Consider the following 13,617-nt stretch of genomic DNA (forward strand, 5'->3'; position numbering starts at 1 on the left):
CGACCGCCCCCTTTTCCGTTCCCGGGACGGAGTCTCAGGCGTCCTGGTCCCAGCCCGAGATCTGCTTGGAATCCATGAACTCCTCGAGACCCCAGACGCCGCCCTCGCGGGCCCGCCCCGAGGCCTTGACGCCGCCAAAGGCCGAGCCGCGGCCACGGCTGACGCCGTTCATCTCGACCATGCCCGAGCGCAGCTGCCGGGCCAGCCGGTTGCGGCGCGCCCCGTCCTGCGTCTGGACATAGTTGGTCAGGCCATAGATCGTGTCGTTGGCGATCCGGACCGCCTCCTCCTCGGTGTCGAAGGGGATGATCGACAGCACCGGGCCAAAGATTTCCTGCCGGGCGATGGTCATGTCGTTGGTCACGTCGGCAAAGACCGTGGGCCGGACGAAATAGCCGCGGTTGACGCCCTCGGGCAGGCCGGGGCCGCCGGCCACCAGGCGCGCGCCCTCGTCGATGCCCTGCTGGATCAGGTCCTGGATCTTGTCCCACTGCTGCTTGCTGACCACCGGGCCGATATGCTTGCCGGCCTCGTGCGCGCTGCCGACGCGGGTTTCCTCGGCCACCTTGCGGGCGGCCTCGATCGCCTTGTCATAGGCGCCGCGCTCGACCAGCATCCGGGTCGGCGCGTTGCAGGACTGGCCCGAGTTGTAGAACACGTGCCGCGTGCCCCGTTCCACCGCCTTCTCGTCGGCATCGGCAAAGACGATGTTGGCGCCCTTGCCGCCCAGCTCCAGCGCGACCTTCTTGACCGTGTCGGCGGCGGCCTTGGTGATCGCGATCCCGGCCCGGGTCGAGCCGGTGAAGCTGATCATCTCGACGTCCGGGTGGGTGGACAGCTGCGTCCCGACGCCCGGCCCGTCGCCGTTCACCAGGTTGAAGACGCCCTTGGGCAGCCCGGCCTCGTCCAGCACCTCGGCAAAGACCATCGAGGACAGCGGCGCGATCTCGGACGGCTTCAGCACGACGGTGTTGCCGGCCAGGATCGCCGGAATGACCTTGAGCGTGACCTGGTTCATGGGCCAGTTCCACGGCGTGACGAGACCCACGACACCGATCGGTTCCCACGCCACCATGCTGGTGGGCGCATGGTCGCCCAGCGGGCGGATGAACTCGAAGTCCTTGAAGCTGTCGATGAAGGTCTCGATGTGGAACGACCCCGACCCGGCCTGGTCCTCGCGCGACATGTCAGTGGGCGCGCCCATCTCGGTCGTCATCGCGGCGGCGATGTCGTCGTTGCGGCGCTTGTAGATTTCCAAAATGCGCTCGACATGCTTCAGCCGCTCGGCCGAGGGCGTCGCCGACCAGGCCGGGAACGCCGCCTTGGCCGCGGCCACAGCGCGGTCGGTGTCGGCCTGGCCGCCGATCGAGATCACCGCGACGGGTTCCTCGGTCGTGGGGTCGATCACCTCGAGATCGTTCGGCTGGGCCGGATCGACCCAGGCGCCGTCGATATAAAGTTTCCGCTTGTCTGCCAGATCGGCCATGGCCGCTCCCCCAATCAGGTTGGATTTGGTGAACAGAGTTTCACCGCCCCTGCGCCGACGCAAGGCCGGAGAACCGGGCGATCCGACCGGCGCGGCCGACGTTCTGACGGCACCCGCGGCTTTCGCGCGCAGGCTGGCGGGGGCTGGCAATCGGCGTGCGCACCCTTATGTTCCCTGCAACGTCAACGCTGCGAAGGAGCTGCCACATGGCCCTGCGGATCAACGACACCGCGCCCGACTTCACCGCCGACACCTCTGACGGGGAAATCCGTTTTCACGACTGGCTGGGCGACAGTTACGGCATCATCTTCAGCCACCCCAAGGACTTCACCCCGGTCTGCACGACCGAGTTCGGGGCAGTGGCGCAGCTGGCGCCGGAATGGGAAAAGCGCAAGACCAAGGTGCTGGGCGTGTCGGTGGACAGCGCCGACGAGCACCGCAAGTGGAAGCGGGACATCGAGGCGTTCGCCGGCACCCCGGCCAATTTCGCCATCGTCGACGACACCGACCTGAAGGTCGCCAAGCTGTATGACATGCTGCCCGCCGACGCCTATATGCCCGACGGCCGCACCGCCAATGACAGCGCCACGGTGCGGACGGTCTATATCATCGGGCCGGACAAGAAGGTGCGGCTGATGATGACCTATCCGATGTCGGTGGGCCGCAACTTCGCCGAGATCCTGCGGGCGCTGGACGCGGTGCAGGCGACCGACGGGGTGCCGATCGCGACCCCCGCCAACTGGGTCCCCGGCCAGGACGTGATCGCGGCGCTGTCGCTGTCGGACGAACAGGCCGAGGCCAAGTTCGGCAAGGTCGACAAGAAGCTGCCCTATCTGCGTTTCGTCAAGCAGCCCGAACGCGCCTGACTGACGGACGACCGAAATGCGAACGCCCCGGAGCGATCCGGGGCGTTTTCCGTTTCAGACCCTGGCGCGCGTCAGCCGCAGGAGACCTTCACCAGCTTGCCGGTGCGGTCGTATTCGAAGTTCAGCCGCGACGGGTTCAGGTCCATCGTGACGGAGTCGCCGGTGCGGTAGTGGCGCACCTCGGTGCCGGCCGGGACGGTGATGGCGGGCGACTTCTGGCCGACGAACTGTTGGAAGCGGTAGGCGATGCATTCGCTGGCCGGCGGGGTGACGACGACGGTGGTCGAGGGCGGGATCGGCTGGCAGGCGGCGAGCAGCGTCGCGCCACCGACAGCGGCAAGGATCAGGGGAAGGCGCATGGCAGGCTCCTTGGTCGCTGGGATTATGCCGCGGCAACCACGATTGCCCGCCCCCAGTTCCGCCTTTCCCCTTGCCGGCCAGACACATGGCCGCGAGCGTCGGATGTCGCCATCGGTAATGCGTGCGAGGGCGGCCACCTCTCCGCCCCTATGCCCTCACCCGAGCGCGACATGAAAAAGGGCCGGGTTGCCCCGGCCCTCTGTTCATCGATCCCGAGGGGATCAGGCCTTTTCTTCGACGATCTGCACTAGGTGCGGGATCGCGTTCACCATGCCGCGGATCGAGGGAGTATCCTCAAGCTCGCGGGTGCGGTGCATCTTGTTCAGCCCCAGGCCCTTCAGCGTCGCGCGCTGTTCCTTGGGGCGGCGGATCGGCGAGCCGATCTGCTTGACGACGATGGTTGCCATCGGATCAGGCCTCCTGCAGTTGCGCCGAGGTCACGGTCGCGTCCGTGCCCTGCTGGGTTTCCGGCGCGCGGTCCTGCGACGGCAGGATCTCGGCGACCTTCTTGCCGCGGCGGCTGGCCACGGACCGGGGCGACGCCTCGGCCTTGAGACCGTCGATCGTGGCGCGGATCATGTTGTAGGGGTTCTGCGACCCCAGCGACTTGGCCACGACGTCCTGCACGCCCAGCATCTCGAACACGGCGCGCATCGGACCGCCGGCGATGATGCCGGTCCCGGGAACGGCGGTGCGCATCACGACCTTTCCGGCGCCGTGGCGGCCCTCGACGTCGTGGTGCAGCGTGCGGCCATCGCGCAGCGGCACGCGGATCAGGCTGCGCTTGGCCTGTTCGGTGGCCTTGCGGATCGCCTCGGGCACTTCCTTGGCCTTGCCCTTGCCGAAGCCGACGCGGCCGCGCTGGTCGCCGACCACCACGAGCGCGGCAAAGCCGAAGCGCTTGCCGCCCTTGACGGTCTTGGACACGCGGTTGATCGCGACCAGGCGGTCGGCAAATTCGGGGGTTTCTTCCTCGCGGCGGCGGTCGTCGCGACGATCCCGGCGCTGTTCACGTTCTGCCATGCGGCATTCCTTTTCATCCGGCGCGTCCGCGCCCGTTAAAACCGATCCAGGTGGACCGCCGCGACCGGCAGCCCCCGGATCATCGGGGCGGCGTGACCGCCGCCCGCAGCATCAGAACCGCAGACCAGCTTCGCGGGCCGCGTCGGCCAACGCCTTGATCTTCCCGTGGAACAGGAAGCCGCCGCGGTCGAACACGACCTCTTCGACGCCCTTGGCCTTGGCGCGTTCCGCGATCGCGGCGCCGATCTTGGCGGCCGCCTCGACGTTGTTCTTGCCGACGACGCCCAGATCCTTTTCCAGGGTCGAGGCAGAGGCCAGCGTCACCCCGTTCGCGTCGTCGATCAGCTGGACGCTGATGTTCTTGGACGAACGGTGGACGGACAGGCGCGGACGGCCGTTCGCCATCTCGCGCAGTTTGTTCCGGACGCGCAGACGGCGCTTCTGGAACAGCTCTCGTTTGTTCAGTGCCATGTGCGTGATCCTTACTTCTTCTTGCCTTCCTTGCGGAAGACCTGCTCACCCTTGTAGCGGATGCCTTTGCCCTTGTAGGGCTCGGGCTTCTTCCACTCGCGGATGTTCGCGGCGGTCTGGCCGACGGCTTGCTGGTCGATGCCCTCGACGACGATCTCGGTCTGCTTGGGCGCATTGACCGTGACGCCTTCCGGAGCCTCGAAGTTCACGTCGTGCGAATAGCCGAGCGACAGCTTCAGGGTCTTGCCCTGCATGTTCGCCCGGTAGCCGACACCCTGGATTTCCAGCTCGCGCTTGAACCCCTCGGTCACGCCGGTGACGAGGTTCGCCACCATCGACCGCGACATCCCCCATTGCTGGCGGGCGCGCTTGCTGAGGCCGCGCGGCTTGACCGTGACGGTGGTGCCGTCCAGGACCAGGTCCACGTCGTCGGTCGCGGTGAACGACCGGGTGCCTTTCGGACCCTTGACCGAGATGGTCTGGCCCTTGATTTCGGCCGTGACGCCCGAGGGCAGTTCGACCGGCTTCTTGCCAATACGAGACATCATGCCCCCCTTAGAACACGGTGCAGAGGACTTCGCCGCCGACATTGGCGTTGCGAGCCGCTGCGTCCGACATCACGCCTTTCGGCGTCGAGACGATGGACACGCCCAGGCCGTTGCGGACCGAGGGCAGTTCCTTGGCGCCGGCATAGACGCGGCGGCCGGGTTTGGACACCCGGGCCAGCTCGCGGATGACCGGAGCACCTTCAAAGTATTTCAGCGAGATTTCCAGCTCGGTGTGACCGGCGTCGGTCGTCACCTGCTCATAGCCGCGGATGTAGCCCTCGGCCTTGAGCACGTCCAGGACCCAGGCGCGCAGCTTGCTGGCCGGCGTGCGGACGGTGGATTTCCCGCGCATCTGCGCGTTGCGGATGCGGGTCAGCATATCGCCGAGCGGATCGTTCATCGACATCTGTGCCCCCTTACCAGCTCGATTTCACCATGCCGGGGATCTGGCCGAACGAGCCCAGCTCGCGCAGCATGATCCGCGACAGTTTCAGCTTGCGGTAATAGGCGCGCGGGCGCCCGGTCAGCTCGCAGCGGTTGCGCAGGCGGGTGGCCGACGAGTTGCGCGGCAGTTCGGCGAGCTTCAGCGTCGCCTTGAACCGCTCTTCCATCGGCTTGGACTGGTCGTTGATGACGTCGTTCAGCGCAGCGCGCTTGGCGGCGTATTTCGCCACCATCCGCTCGCGCTTCTTCTGACGTTCGATCATGGATTTCTTGGCCATATCGGTTTTCCTCGCGCGATCAGCTGTTGAAGGGCATGTTGAAGTGCTTCAACAGCGCCTTGGCTTCGGCGTCGGTCTTCGCCGTGGTCGCGATGATGATGTCCATGCCCAGAACTTCGTCGACCTTGTCGAAGTTGATCTCCGGGAACACGATGTGCTCTTTCAGGCCCATGGCATAGTTGCCGCGGCCATCGAACGAGGTGCCCTTGACGCCGCGGAAGTCGCGGACGCGGGGCAGCGCGATGTTGATCAGGCGGTCCAGGAATTCGTACATCCGGTCGCCGCGCAGGGTCACCTTGGTGCCCAGCGGCATCTCCTCACGCACGCGGAAGCCGGCGATCGACTTCTTGGCGTGGGTGATGACGGCCCTCTGGCCGGCGATCTGGGACAGCTCTTCCGACGCCTGCTTGACCTTCTTGGTGTCCTTGACGGCTTCGCCGACGCCCATGTTCAGGACGATCTTGTCCAGACGCGGGATCTGCATGTCGTTCTTGTAGCCGAATTCTTCCCTGAGCGCCGCGCGGATCTGGTCCTGATAGACCGACTTGAGCCGGGGCGTGTATTTCGCGTCGTCCAGCATCAGATCACGTCCCCCGTGGTCTTGGCGAAACGGACCTTCTTGCCGTCTTCCATGCGGAAGCCGACGCGGGTCGGTTTGCCGTTCTTGTCGGTCAGTGCCAGGTTCGACAGGTCGATCGGCATGGTCTTGGGAACCCGGCCGCCCTGCGAGGTCTGCGACTGGCGGGTGTGGCGCAGCGCGATGTTCACGCCGTCCACGGTGGCCTTGTTGTCCTTGGGGAAGACGGCCGTGATTTCGCCCGTCTTGCCCTTGTCCTTGCCGGTCAGCACGACGACGGTGTCACCCTTTTTCAGCTTGGCGGCCATCACAGCACCTCCGGCGCAAGCGAGATGATCTTCATGAAGTTCTTGGCGCGCAGCTCGCGCACGACCGGCCCGAAGATACGGGTCCCGACCGGCTCGCCCTGGTTGTTCAGGATGACGGCGGCGTTGGCGTCAAAGCGGATCGAGGTGCCGTCCTCGCGCTTCACTTCCTTCGCGGTGCGCACGACGACGGCCTTGCGGACGTCGCCCTTCTTCACGCGGCCACGCGGAATGGCTTCCTTGACGGAGACGACGATGATGTCGCCGACCGACGCATAGCGACGGTGCGATCCGCCCAGAACCTTGATGCACTGCACCCGGCGCGCGCCGGAGTTGTCAGCCACATCCAGGTTGGTCTGCATCTGGATCATGATATGCTCCCGACCTTTGGGGACCGGATGCAGGCCCGGCCCCAGGGTTTCGATATGTCAGCGGGCCGTCCTGCGGCCCGCAGGCCGTCACGCTTGCGCGGTCTCGTCCGTCAGGACGGTCCAGCGCTTGGTTTTCGAGATCGGCGCGCATTCGATGATGCGCACGGTGTCGCCGACCTTGAACTGGTTGTCCGCATCGTGCGCCCGGTATTTCTTGGACGACCGCACGGTCTTGTGCAGCAGCGGGTGCTTGAAGCGGCGTTCGACGAGGACCGTGATGGTCTGCTCGTTCTTGTCGCTGGTCACTTTACCCTGAAGGATACGCTTCGGCATCTGAAAGCCCCTTTAGTTCGACGCGGCCGCGTCGGCGGCTTTCTGGTTCATCACGGTCAGCACGCGGGCGACATCCTTGCGAACGGCGCGCATGCGGGCGGTCGATTCGATCTGGCCCGTGGCCTGCTGAAAGCGCAGGTTGAACGCCTCTTTCTTCAGCGCGACCAGCTGCTCGCGCAGCTGTTCGGGCGACTTGTCTTTCAGTTCAGCGGCTTTCATGCCGTTTCCTTTCAACATCACCGGAAGGCCCCTGACGCGCAGGGAGACCCTGATTCCCGGTGGAGTTCGAGATGAAGGCAGCTTCATAGGCCGAAACCCCGCCCAAGGCAACCCCTTTGTGCCGTAGCCCTTAGCGGGTCCGGTTTCGACCCGCCGAGACCCGTCCCGGCCATAGCCAGCCGAAGCTGACGCAGGGTCAGAGTTGCGGAATGTTATGTCTCGGTTCAGTCGATGCGATCTGCGCACGGGACCGGCTGACCTTGAAGGGGAAGATCGTGTTTCGGTTATCCGCCGGCCAGCGCGAGTTCCACTTGACCGCCCGCTCAACCCCCGGCACCGCAGCCGCGATCACGGCGTCGATCCGCGCCGCTAGCGCCGATTTCCAGCCAGGCGCGACGGCGATCCAGGCCTGCACGGGGCCCAAGCCCTAGCCCTTGGGAATCCGCGGCTTACCGCCGCTCAGCTGCCTCGGTGCCTCGACCATCCGCCCCCTCTAACGAAATGACCCCGCCGTTTCCGGCGGGGTCATTGTGGCAGGCGGCGCGAGATTTACCAATCTTCGCGATGCACGATCCGGGTCAGCACCGGCAGCTTCTGCGCGCCAAGGCGAAGGGCCTCGCGGGCAATGTCGTCCTCGACGCCGTCGATCTCGAACATGATCCGGCCGGGATGGACGCGGGCGGCCCAGAAATCGACCGAGCCCTTGCCTTTACCCATCCGCACTTCGGTAGGCTTGGACGAGACCGGAACGTCCGGGAAAATCCGGATCCAGACCCGGCCCTGACGCTTCATGTGGCGGGTGATCGCGCGGCGGGCCGCCTCGATCTGGCGCGCGGTGACGCGCTCGGGTTCGGTCGCCTTCAGGGCGTACGAGCCGAAGTTCAGGTTGAACCCGCCCTTCGCCTCGCCGTGGATGCGGCCCTTGTGCTGTTTGCGGAACTTGGTCCGTTTTGGTTGCAGCATTCTTCCTTACTCCTCAGCGCGCGTGGCGATCGTCGCGATCGCGGCGCGGACCGCGAGGCGACGGACCTTCCTGGGCCTCGACGGCCTTGCGGTCCCGCGCCTGCGGGTCGTGTTCCATGATCTCGCCCTTGAAGATCCACACCTTGACGCCGATGATCCCATACGGGGTCGAGGCCTCCGACAGCGCATAGTCGATGTCGGCGCGCAGGGTGTGCAGCGGCACCCGGCCCTCGCGGTACCATTCGGTCCGGGCGATCTCGGCGCCGCCCAGGCGGCCGGCGACGTTCACGCGGATCCCCAGCGCACCCATCCGCATCGCGTTCTGCACCGCGCGCTTCATGGCGCGGCGGAACGAGACCCGGCGTTCCAGCTGCTGGGCGATGGATTCAGCGACCAGCTGGGCGTCCAGCTCGGGCTTGCGGACCTCGACGATGTTGAGGTGCAGTTCCGAGTCGGTGAAGTTTGCCAGCTTCTTGCGCAGCGTCTCGATGTCGGCGCCCTTGCGGCCGATGATGACGCCCGGGCGGGCGGCATGGATCGTCACCCGGCACTTCTTGTGCGGACGCTCGATGATGACGCGGCTGACGCCGGCCTGCTTGGCTTCCTCGTGGATGAACTCGCGGATCTTGAGATCCTCGAGCAGCAGGTTGCCGTAGTCCTTGCTGTCGGCGAACCAGCGGCTGTCCCAGGTCCGGTTGACCTGCAGGCGCATCCCGATGGGGTTGACCTTCTGACCCATTACGCGAGCTCCTCGGCAGCGGCTTCGGGGGTGGTGGTGGCTTCCGCCTGACGGTTCGAGGCCGTGCGCTTCTGCGTCCGGGCCGCCTTCTTGGCAGCCTCGGCGGCAGCGACGTCGATCTCGCGCACCGTGATGGTGATTTCCGAGAACGGCTTCATGATCTTGCCGAACCGGCCACGCGCCCGCGGCCGGCCGCGCTTCAACACCATGTTCTTGCCGACCCAGGCTTCGGCCACGATCAGGCTGTCCACGTCCAGGTTGTGGTTGTTTTCAGCGTTGGCGATCGCGGACTGCAGGCATTTCTTGACGTCGCCGGCGATGCGGCGCTTGGAGAAAGTCAGGTCGGCCAGGGCCTTGTCCACCTTCTTGCCGCGGATCATCGCGGCCACCAGGTTCAGCTTCTGCGGCGACGTGCGAAGCATCTTGGTCTTCGCCATCGCCTCGTTGTCCGCCACGCGGCGCGGATTTTGTTCCTTACCCATGACGATTACTTCCTTTTCGCTTTCTTGTCGGCCGCGTGACCGTAATAGGTCCGGGTCGGCGAGTACTCACCGAACTTCTGGCCGATCATTTCCTCGGTCACGTTGACCGGAATGTGCTTCTGCCCGTTATAGACGCCGAAGGTCAGGCCGACGAACTGCGGCAGGATGGTCGAGCGGCGCGACCAGATCTTGATGACGTCCGAGCGACCCGAGTCGCGTGCCTTTTCGGCCTTTTTCAGGACGTAGGCGTCGACGAAGGGGCCCTTCCAGATAGAACGTGCCATGGATTAACGCCCCTTTTTCTTGGCGTGGCGCGACCGCAGGATGTACTTGTCGGTCGACTTGTTGGAACGGGTGCGCTTGCCCTTGGTCGGCTTGCCCCACGGCGTCACCGGGTGACGGCCGCCCGAGGTCCGGCCCTCGCCACCGCCATGCGGGTGGTCGATCGGGTTCATCGCGACGCCGCGGACGGTCGGGCGGACGCCCATGTGCCGCTTGCGCCCGGCCTTGCCGAGGTTCTGGTTCGAGTGGTCGGGGTTCGACACCGCGCCGATGGTCGCCATGCATTCCTGGCGGACCAGACGCAGCTCGCCCGAGGACAGGCGGATCTGCGCGTAGCCGCCGTCACGGCCGACGAACTGCGCGTAGGTGCCGGCCGAACGGGCCAGCTGGCCGCCCTTGCCGGGCTTCAGCTCGACGTTGTGGACAATCGTGCCGATCGGCATGCCCGAGAACGGCATCGCGTTGCCCGGCTTGATGTCGGCCTTCTGCGAGGCGACGACCTTGTCGCCGACCGCCAGACGCTGCGGCGCCAGGATATAGGCCTGCTCGCCGTCCTCGTATTTCACCAGCGCGATGAAGGCGGTGCGGTTGGGATCGTATTCGATCCGCTCGACCGTCGCCGGCACGTCGAACTTGGTGCGGCGGAAATCGACGATGCGGTAAAGCCGCTTGGCTCCGCCGCCCTTGTGCCACATCGTGATCCGTCCGGTGTTGTTCCGTCCGCCCGTCTTGGTCAGACCCACGGTGAGGGTCTTGACGGGGCGGCCTTTCCAAAGCTCCGAACGGTCGATCAGTACCAGCCCGCGCTGGCCAGGCGTCGTCGGTTTGTACGACTTGAGTGCCATGGTTTCTGTCTTCCGTTTGCCTTGGACCAAAGGTCCGTTTCAGTCGAATTGCCGAAGGGCGGGCCCGTCGCCGGGACCGCCCCCCTTGGGATCAGAGGCCGGTGTTGACGTCGATGCTGTTGCCAGCCTCGAGCATCACATAGGCCTTCTTGACGTCCGAGCGGAGGCCGGGGCGGCCGCGGAAACGCTTGACCTTGCCCTTGGTCACGACGGTGTTCACCGCCTTGACCTTGACGTTGAACAGCGCCTCGACAGCCGCCTTGATTTCCGGCTTGCTGGCCGACTTCGCCACCTCGAAGGTCACGGCATTGGACAGTTCGCCCGCCATCGTGGCCTTTTCGGTGATGATCGGCTTGCGGATCACGTCGTAATGTTCAGGTTTCGCGCTCATCTCATGCACCTTTGCCCAGGCGGGCTTCCAGAGCCTCGACACCAGCGCGCGTGATCACCAGGGTGTCGCGCTTGAGGATGTCATAGACGTTGGCGCCCATCGAGGGCAGGACATCCACGCCGTCCAGGTTGCGGGCGGCACGGGCGAAGTTCTCGTTCACCTCGGCCCCGTCGATCACCAGCACCCGCTTCCAGCCGTTTTCCTTGACCGCCTTGGCGACCGCCGAGGTCTTGGCTTCGGCCAGGTCCAGGCTGTCCAGGATCACCAGCTTGCCGCGCGAGGCTTTCGCCGACAGGGCGTGGCGCAGGCCCAGAGCGCGGACCTTCTTGGGCAGATCGAAGGCGTGCGACCGCGGGGTCGGGCCCTTGTAGACGCCGCCCTTGCGGAAGATCGGCGCCTTGCGGGACCCGTGGCGTGCGCCGCCGGTGCCCTTCTGACGATAGATCTTCTTGGTCGAATAGCTGACGTCGGACTTGCCCAGCGTCGCGTGGGTGCCCTGTTGCGCCTTGGCGCGCTGCCAGCGGACCACGCGGTGCAGGATGTCCGCCCGCGGCTCGAGGCCGAAGATGTCGTCGGCCAGCTCGATGTCCCCGGCCTTGCCGGAGGCGAGCGAGATCACGTCGAGTTTCATTTGCTCTCGTCTCCTTCGGGGGCTTCGGGGGCGGCGTCGGCGTTCGGATCGGCCGCGGCCTTGTCGGCCTCGATCGACGCGGCAGCCTCGGCCAGCGCGGCTTCCTGCGCGGCGGCTTCGGCTTCGGCCGCGGCGAGACGCGCGGCTTCTTCCTCGGCGGCGGCCGCGGCGGCGGCTTCCTCGGCCAGGCGCTTGGCTTCACGCTCGGCCGAGCGCAGCGCGGCCGGATAAATGGTCGCGTCGGACATCGGCTTCTTCACCGCGTCCTTGATCGTGACCCAGCCGCCCTTCGAGCCCGGCACCGAACCCTTGACCATGATCAGGCCACGGTCGGCGTCGGTCTTGACGATCTGCAGGTTCTGGGTGGTGACGCGCACCGCACCCATGTGGCCGGCCATCTTCTTGCCCTTGAACACCTTGCCGGGGTCCTGGCACTGGCCGGTCGAGCCGTGCGAGCGGTGGCTGATCGACACGCCGTGCGAGGCGCGCAGACCGCCGAAGTTGTGCCGCTTCATCGCACCCGCGAAGCCCTTACCGATCGAGGTGCCCGCGATGTCCACGAACTGACCGGCAAAGTAATGGGCGGCGATGATTTCTTCGCCGACCGGGATGAGGTTTTCCTCGGCGACGCGGAACTCGACGATCTTCTTCTTCGGGGCCACGTTCGCCTTGGCGAAATGGCCACGCATCGGCGCCGACACGCGCTTGGCCTTGGCCTCGCCCGCGCCCAGTTGGACGGCGACGTAGCCGTCGGTCTCATTGGTGCGCTGCGCGACGACCTGGAGGTTGTCGAGTTGCAGCACGGTCACCGGCACCTGCCGTCCGTCCTCGAGGAACAGACGGGTCATGCCCAGTTTCTTGGCGATAACACCAGTACGCAGCATGGTCGCCCCCTCAGACCTTGATCTCGACGTCCACGCCGGCGGCGAGGTCGAGCTTCATCAGGGCGTCCACGGTCTGCGGGGTCGGATCGACGATGTCCAGCAGGCGCTTGTGGGTCCGGATCTCCCACTGGTCGCGGGATTTCTTGTCGATGTGCGGGCCGCGCAGAACGGTGAATTTCTCGATCTTGTTCGGCAGCGGGATCGGGCCGCGGACCTGAGCGCCGGTGCGCTTGGCGGTGTTGACGATCTCGGCGGTGCTGGCGTCCAGCACGCGATAGTCGAACGCCTTGAGCCGGATACGGATGGTCTGGCTTTGCATCAAAGCATCCCTCTTTCGGGGATTTCAGTCGAGAGGCTGACCACGCACCACGCGGGGCCAGCATCGGACCTGGCAGTATAAAAACCGCAAGGCCGCCCCCTTGGCGGGCGGCCTTGGCGGGCGCTGTCGATTCGGTATCAGCGACGGCGATGGGGGCTTATGGCGGGCGGGCGGCGGGGTGTCAACCACCGATCAGGGCGCGAGCCTTTGCCCTGATTTCGGCCAGAGCCGTGCCCGTCACCCTGCCCTTCCGCTCAGCCGCACGGGCCTTCCAATCGACGGACTTGACCTGATCGGCCAGGGCGACGCTGCCGCGATCATCCCCCAGCGCGACCTCGAAGGGATAGCCCTTGGCACGCGTCGTCAGCGGACAGCACAGCATCAGGCCGTGGCGGTTATAACTGGCCGGGGTAAGGACGACGGCAGGCCGATGGCCGGCCTGCTCATGCCCCGCTTGCGGCGAGAACTGAAGCCAGACGATATCCCCGGCGTCGAGGACCGGGTCAGAAGGTTTCAAGACCGACCGCCTCGCCCAGGTCCACGGCGTCGTGGCGATTATGTTCGGTGATCTGGCCGAGCAGTTCGGACAGGTCATATTCGGCTGACCGGACCACCGGCTCGATAATCAGTCGGCCTGCTTCTTCGCGCAGTTGCACAGGCTGATCGACCATCAGCCCGGCGGCATCCATCAGGGCGGCGGGAATCCGCACCGCGGCGCTGTTCCCCCATTTCTTGACCATGATCTGCATGCGCGGCTCCGTTTCTACAATGTAGATACACCCAACGCCGCACGATTGCAA

The 13,617-nt window shown here is 65.9% G+C and carries 25 protein-coding genes and 1 pseudogene; 1 reads left to right on the forward strand and 25 read right to left on the reverse strand.

The features are described from left to right. Positions 1-34: 34 nt before the first annotated feature. Positions 35-1,486 carry an aldehyde dehydrogenase family protein gene (locus IC63_RS04585; RefSeq protein WP_036717317.1) on the reverse strand — a complete coding sequence of 484 codons (1,452 nt, stop codon included), beginning with the start codon at positions 1,484-1,486 and terminating at the stop codon, positions 35-37. A 206-nt stretch (positions 1,487-1,692) separates the two neighbouring features. On the opposite strand from IC63_RS04585, the gene IC63_RS04590 reads away from it, so the two are divergent. Further along, positions 1,693-2,352: a peroxiredoxin gene (locus IC63_RS04590; protein ID WP_036717319.1), complete on the forward strand. Its 660-nt coding sequence runs from the start codon at positions 1,693-1,695 to the stop codon at positions 2,350-2,352. Between the two features lie 71 nt (positions 2,353-2,423). On the opposite strand, the gene IC63_RS04595 is transcribed toward IC63_RS04590, so the two are convergent. The 24 genes and pseudogenes from IC63_RS04595 to IC63_RS04710 form a co-directional block, all read right to left on the reverse strand. Then, positions 2,424-2,711 carry an I78 family peptidase inhibitor gene (locus IC63_RS04595; RefSeq protein WP_036717321.1) on the reverse strand — a complete coding sequence of 96 codons (288 nt, stop codon included), beginning with the start codon at positions 2,709-2,711 and terminating at the stop codon, positions 2,424-2,426. A gap of 222 nt (positions 2,712-2,933) precedes the next feature. Continuing rightward, on the reverse strand, positions 2,934-3,119 hold the full coding sequence (gene rpmD / locus IC63_RS04600) for a 50S ribosomal protein L30 (RefSeq protein ID WP_036703711.1): 186 nt from the start codon (positions 3,117-3,119) through the stop codon (positions 2,934-2,936). 4 nt (positions 3,120-3,123) lie between these two features. Then, complete coding sequence (rpsE, locus tag IC63_RS04605; RefSeq protein WP_036703714.1) at positions 3,124-3,735, reverse strand: 30S ribosomal protein S5; 612 nt, start codon at positions 3,733-3,735, stop codon at positions 3,124-3,126. Between the two features lie 111 nt (positions 3,736-3,846). Next, positions 3,847-4,206: a 50S ribosomal protein L18 gene (rplR, locus tag IC63_RS04610; protein ID WP_036717324.1), complete on the reverse strand. Its 360-nt coding sequence runs from the start codon at positions 4,204-4,206 to the stop codon at positions 3,847-3,849. A gap of 11 nt (positions 4,207-4,217) precedes the next feature. Next, on the reverse strand, positions 4,218-4,751 hold the full coding sequence (gene rplF, locus IC63_RS04615; RefSeq protein ID WP_036717441.1) for a 50S ribosomal protein L6: 534 nt from the start codon (positions 4,749-4,751) through the stop codon (positions 4,218-4,220). 10 nt (positions 4,752-4,761) lie between these two features. Then, a complete protein-coding gene (gene rpsH, locus IC63_RS04620) occupies positions 4,762-5,160 on the reverse strand; it encodes a 30S ribosomal protein S8 (RefSeq protein ID WP_036717326.1) in 399 nt (132 codons plus the stop codon). 10 nt (positions 5,161-5,170) lie between these two features. Beyond that, positions 5,171-5,476, reverse strand: coding sequence for a 30S ribosomal protein S14 (rpsN, locus tag IC63_RS04625; protein WP_036717328.1), 306 nt, complete (start codon positions 5,474-5,476; stop codon positions 5,171-5,173). Positions 5,477-5,495: 19 nt separating this feature from the next. Further along, positions 5,496-6,056, reverse strand: a complete 561-nt coding sequence (gene rplE / locus IC63_RS04630; RefSeq protein WP_036717331.1) for a 50S ribosomal protein L5 — start codon at positions 6,054-6,056, stop codon at positions 5,496-5,498. Then, entirely contained in the window at positions 6,056-6,361 is a 306-nt protein-coding gene (rplX, locus tag IC63_RS04635; RefSeq protein ID WP_036717334.1) for a 50S ribosomal protein L24, read from the reverse strand. Before rplX ends, rplE begins: the two co-directional genes overlap by 1 nt. Continuing rightward, positions 6,361-6,729: a 50S ribosomal protein L14 gene (gene rplN / locus IC63_RS04640; protein WP_036717337.1), complete on the reverse strand. Its 369-nt coding sequence runs from the start codon at positions 6,727-6,729 to the stop codon at positions 6,361-6,363. The genes rplX and rplN overlap by 1 nt, the downstream gene beginning before the upstream one ends. Before the next feature lie 87 nt (positions 6,730-6,816). After that, on the reverse strand, positions 6,817-7,062 hold the full coding sequence (rpsQ, locus tag IC63_RS04645; RefSeq protein WP_036717340.1) for a 30S ribosomal protein S17: 246 nt from the start codon (positions 7,060-7,062) through the stop codon (positions 6,817-6,819). A 12-nt stretch (positions 7,063-7,074) separates the two neighbouring features. Then, positions 7,075-7,281 (reverse strand): 50S ribosomal protein L29, encoded by a 207-nt coding sequence (gene rpmC, locus IC63_RS04650; RefSeq protein WP_036717342.1) that lies wholly within the window; start codon positions 7,279-7,281, stop codon positions 7,075-7,077. A gap of 196 nt (positions 7,282-7,477) precedes the next feature. After that, complete coding sequence (locus tag IC63_RS18440; RefSeq protein ID WP_198026252.1) at positions 7,478-7,696, reverse strand: hypothetical protein; 219 nt, start codon at positions 7,694-7,696, stop codon at positions 7,478-7,480. Between the two features lie 134 nt (positions 7,697-7,830). After that, positions 7,831-8,244, reverse strand: a complete 414-nt coding sequence (rplP, locus tag IC63_RS04660) for a 50S ribosomal protein L16 (RefSeq protein WP_036717346.1) — start codon at positions 8,242-8,244, stop codon at positions 7,831-7,833. A 13-nt stretch (positions 8,245-8,257) separates the two neighbouring features. Further along, entirely contained in the window at positions 8,258-8,983 is a 726-nt protein-coding gene (gene rpsC, locus IC63_RS04665; RefSeq protein WP_036717349.1) for a 30S ribosomal protein S3, read from the reverse strand. A gap of 104 nt (positions 8,984-9,087) precedes the next feature. Continuing rightward, positions 9,088-9,465 (reverse strand): annotated as a pseudogene (rplV, locus tag IC63_RS04670) (50S ribosomal protein L22); the annotation flags it as partial. A 5-nt stretch (positions 9,466-9,470) separates the two neighbouring features. Continuing rightward, positions 9,471-9,749, reverse strand: coding sequence for a 30S ribosomal protein S19 (rpsS, locus tag IC63_RS04675; protein WP_036717356.1), 279 nt, complete (start codon positions 9,747-9,749; stop codon positions 9,471-9,473). A 3-nt stretch (positions 9,750-9,752) separates the two neighbouring features. Next, the gene (rplB, locus tag IC63_RS04680; RefSeq protein WP_036717358.1) at positions 9,753-10,592 is read right to left on the reverse strand and encodes a 50S ribosomal protein L2; all 840 of its coding nucleotides are present in this window, start codon (positions 10,590-10,592) and stop codon (positions 9,753-9,755) included. 91 nt (positions 10,593-10,683) lie between these two features. Next, positions 10,684-10,983 carry a 50S ribosomal protein L23 gene (locus IC63_RS04685; RefSeq protein WP_036717360.1) on the reverse strand — a complete coding sequence of 100 codons (300 nt, stop codon included), beginning with the start codon at positions 10,981-10,983 and terminating at the stop codon, positions 10,684-10,686. Between the two features lies 1 nt (position 10,984). Next, positions 10,985-11,614, reverse strand: a complete 630-nt coding sequence (rplD, locus tag IC63_RS04690; protein ID WP_036717362.1) for a 50S ribosomal protein L4 — start codon at positions 11,612-11,614, stop codon at positions 10,985-10,987. Next, positions 11,611-12,498, reverse strand: coding sequence for a 50S ribosomal protein L3 (rplC, locus tag IC63_RS04695; protein WP_036717364.1), 888 nt, complete (start codon positions 12,496-12,498; stop codon positions 11,611-11,613). The genes rplD and rplC overlap by 4 nt, the downstream gene beginning before the upstream one ends. A 10-nt stretch (positions 12,499-12,508) precedes the next feature. Then, on the reverse strand, positions 12,509-12,817 hold the full coding sequence (gene rpsJ / locus IC63_RS04700) for a 30S ribosomal protein S10 (protein ID WP_036717366.1): 309 nt from the start codon (positions 12,815-12,817) through the stop codon (positions 12,509-12,511). Positions 12,818-12,998: 181 nt separating this feature from the next. Continuing rightward, positions 12,999-13,334 (reverse strand): endoribonuclease MazF, encoded by a 336-nt coding sequence (gene mazF / locus IC63_RS04705; protein WP_036717368.1) that lies wholly within the window; start codon positions 13,332-13,334, stop codon positions 12,999-13,001. Continuing rightward, positions 13,321-13,566 carry an AbrB/MazE/SpoVT family DNA-binding domain-containing protein gene (locus IC63_RS04710; protein ID WP_036717371.1) on the reverse strand — a complete coding sequence of 82 codons (246 nt, stop codon included), beginning with the start codon at positions 13,564-13,566 and terminating at the stop codon, positions 13,321-13,323. Before IC63_RS04710 ends, mazF begins: the two co-directional genes overlap by 14 nt. Positions 13,567-13,617 lie beyond the last annotated feature (51 nt).

It is taken from the genome of Paracoccus sphaerophysae, assembly GCF_000763805.1.
GTDB lineage: Bacteria > Pseudomonadota > Alphaproteobacteria > Rhodobacterales > Rhodobacteraceae > Paracoccus > Paracoccus sphaerophysae.

Coding starts and splice junctions, on each gene's coding strand:
- IC63_RS04585 (WP_036717317.1), bottom strand. CDS start 1,486: ATGGCCGATCTGGCAGACAAGCGGAAACTTTATATCGACGGCGCCTGG.
- IC63_RS04590 (WP_036717319.1), top strand. CDS start 1,693: ATGGCCCTGCGGATCAACGACACCGCGCCCGACTTCACCGCCGACACC.
- IC63_RS04595 (WP_036717321.1), bottom strand. CDS start 2,711: ATGCGCCTTCCCCTGATCCTTGCCGCTGTCGGTGGCGCGACGCTGCTC.
- rpmD (WP_036703711.1), bottom strand. CDS start 3,119: ATGGCAACCATCGTCGTCAAGCAGATCGGCTCGCCGATCCGCCGCCCC.
- rpsE (WP_036703714.1), bottom strand. CDS start 3,735: ATGGCAGAACGTGAACAGCGCCGGGATCGTCGCGACGACCGCCGCCGC.
- rplR (WP_036717324.1), bottom strand. CDS start 4,206: ATGGCACTGAACAAACGAGAGCTGTTCCAGAAGCGCCGTCTGCGCGTC.
- rplF (WP_036717441.1), bottom strand. CDS start 4,751: ATGTCTCGTATTGGCAAGAAGCCGGTCGAACTGCCCTCGGGCGTCACG.
- rpsH (WP_036717326.1), bottom strand. CDS start 5,160: ATGTCGATGAACGATCCGCTCGGCGATATGCTGACCCGCATCCGCAAC.
- rpsN (WP_036717328.1), bottom strand. CDS start 5,476: ATGGCCAAGAAATCCATGATCGAACGTCAGAAGAAGCGCGAGCGGATG.
- rplE (WP_036717331.1), bottom strand. CDS start 6,056: ATGCTGGACGACGCGAAATACACGCCCCGGCTCAAGTCGGTCTATCAG.
- rplX (WP_036717334.1), bottom strand. CDS start 6,361: ATGGCCGCCAAGCTGAAAAAGGGTGACACCGTCGTCGTGCTGACCGGC.
- rplN (WP_036717337.1), bottom strand. CDS start 6,729: ATGATCCAGATGCAGACCAACCTGGATGTGGCTGACAACTCCGGCGCG.
- rpsQ (WP_036717340.1), bottom strand. CDS start 7,062: ATGCCGAAGCGTATCCTTCAGGGTAAAGTGACCAGCGACAAGAACGAG.
- rpmC (WP_036717342.1), bottom strand. CDS start 7,281: ATGAAAGCCGCTGAACTGAAAGACAAGTCGCCCGAACAGCTGCGCGAG.
- rplP (WP_036717346.1), bottom strand. CDS start 8,244: ATGCTGCAACCAAAACGGACCAAGTTCCGCAAACAGCACAAGGGCCGC.
- rpsC (WP_036717349.1), bottom strand. CDS start 8,983: ATGGGTCAGAAGGTCAACCCCATCGGGATGCGCCTGCAGGTCAACCGG.
- rpsS (WP_036717356.1), bottom strand. CDS start 9,749: ATGGCACGTTCTATCTGGAAGGGCCCCTTCGTCGACGCCTACGTCCTG.
- rplB (WP_036717358.1), bottom strand. CDS start 10,592: ATGGCACTCAAGTCGTACAAACCGACGACGCCTGGCCAGCGCGGGCTG.
- IC63_RS04685 (WP_036717360.1), bottom strand. CDS start 10,983: ATGAGCGCGAAACCTGAACATTACGACGTGATCCGCAAGCCGATCATC.
- rplD (WP_036717362.1), bottom strand. CDS start 11,614: ATGAAACTCGACGTGATCTCGCTCGCCTCCGGCAAGGCCGGGGACATC.
- rplC (WP_036717364.1), bottom strand. CDS start 12,498: ATGCTGCGTACTGGTGTTATCGCCAAGAAACTGGGCATGACCCGTCTG.
- rpsJ (WP_036717366.1), bottom strand. CDS start 12,817: ATGCAAAGCCAGACCATCCGTATCCGGCTCAAGGCGTTCGACTATCGC.
- IC63_RS04710 (WP_036717371.1), bottom strand. CDS start 13,566: ATGCAGATCATGGTCAAGAAATGGGGGAACAGCGCCGCGGTGCGGATT.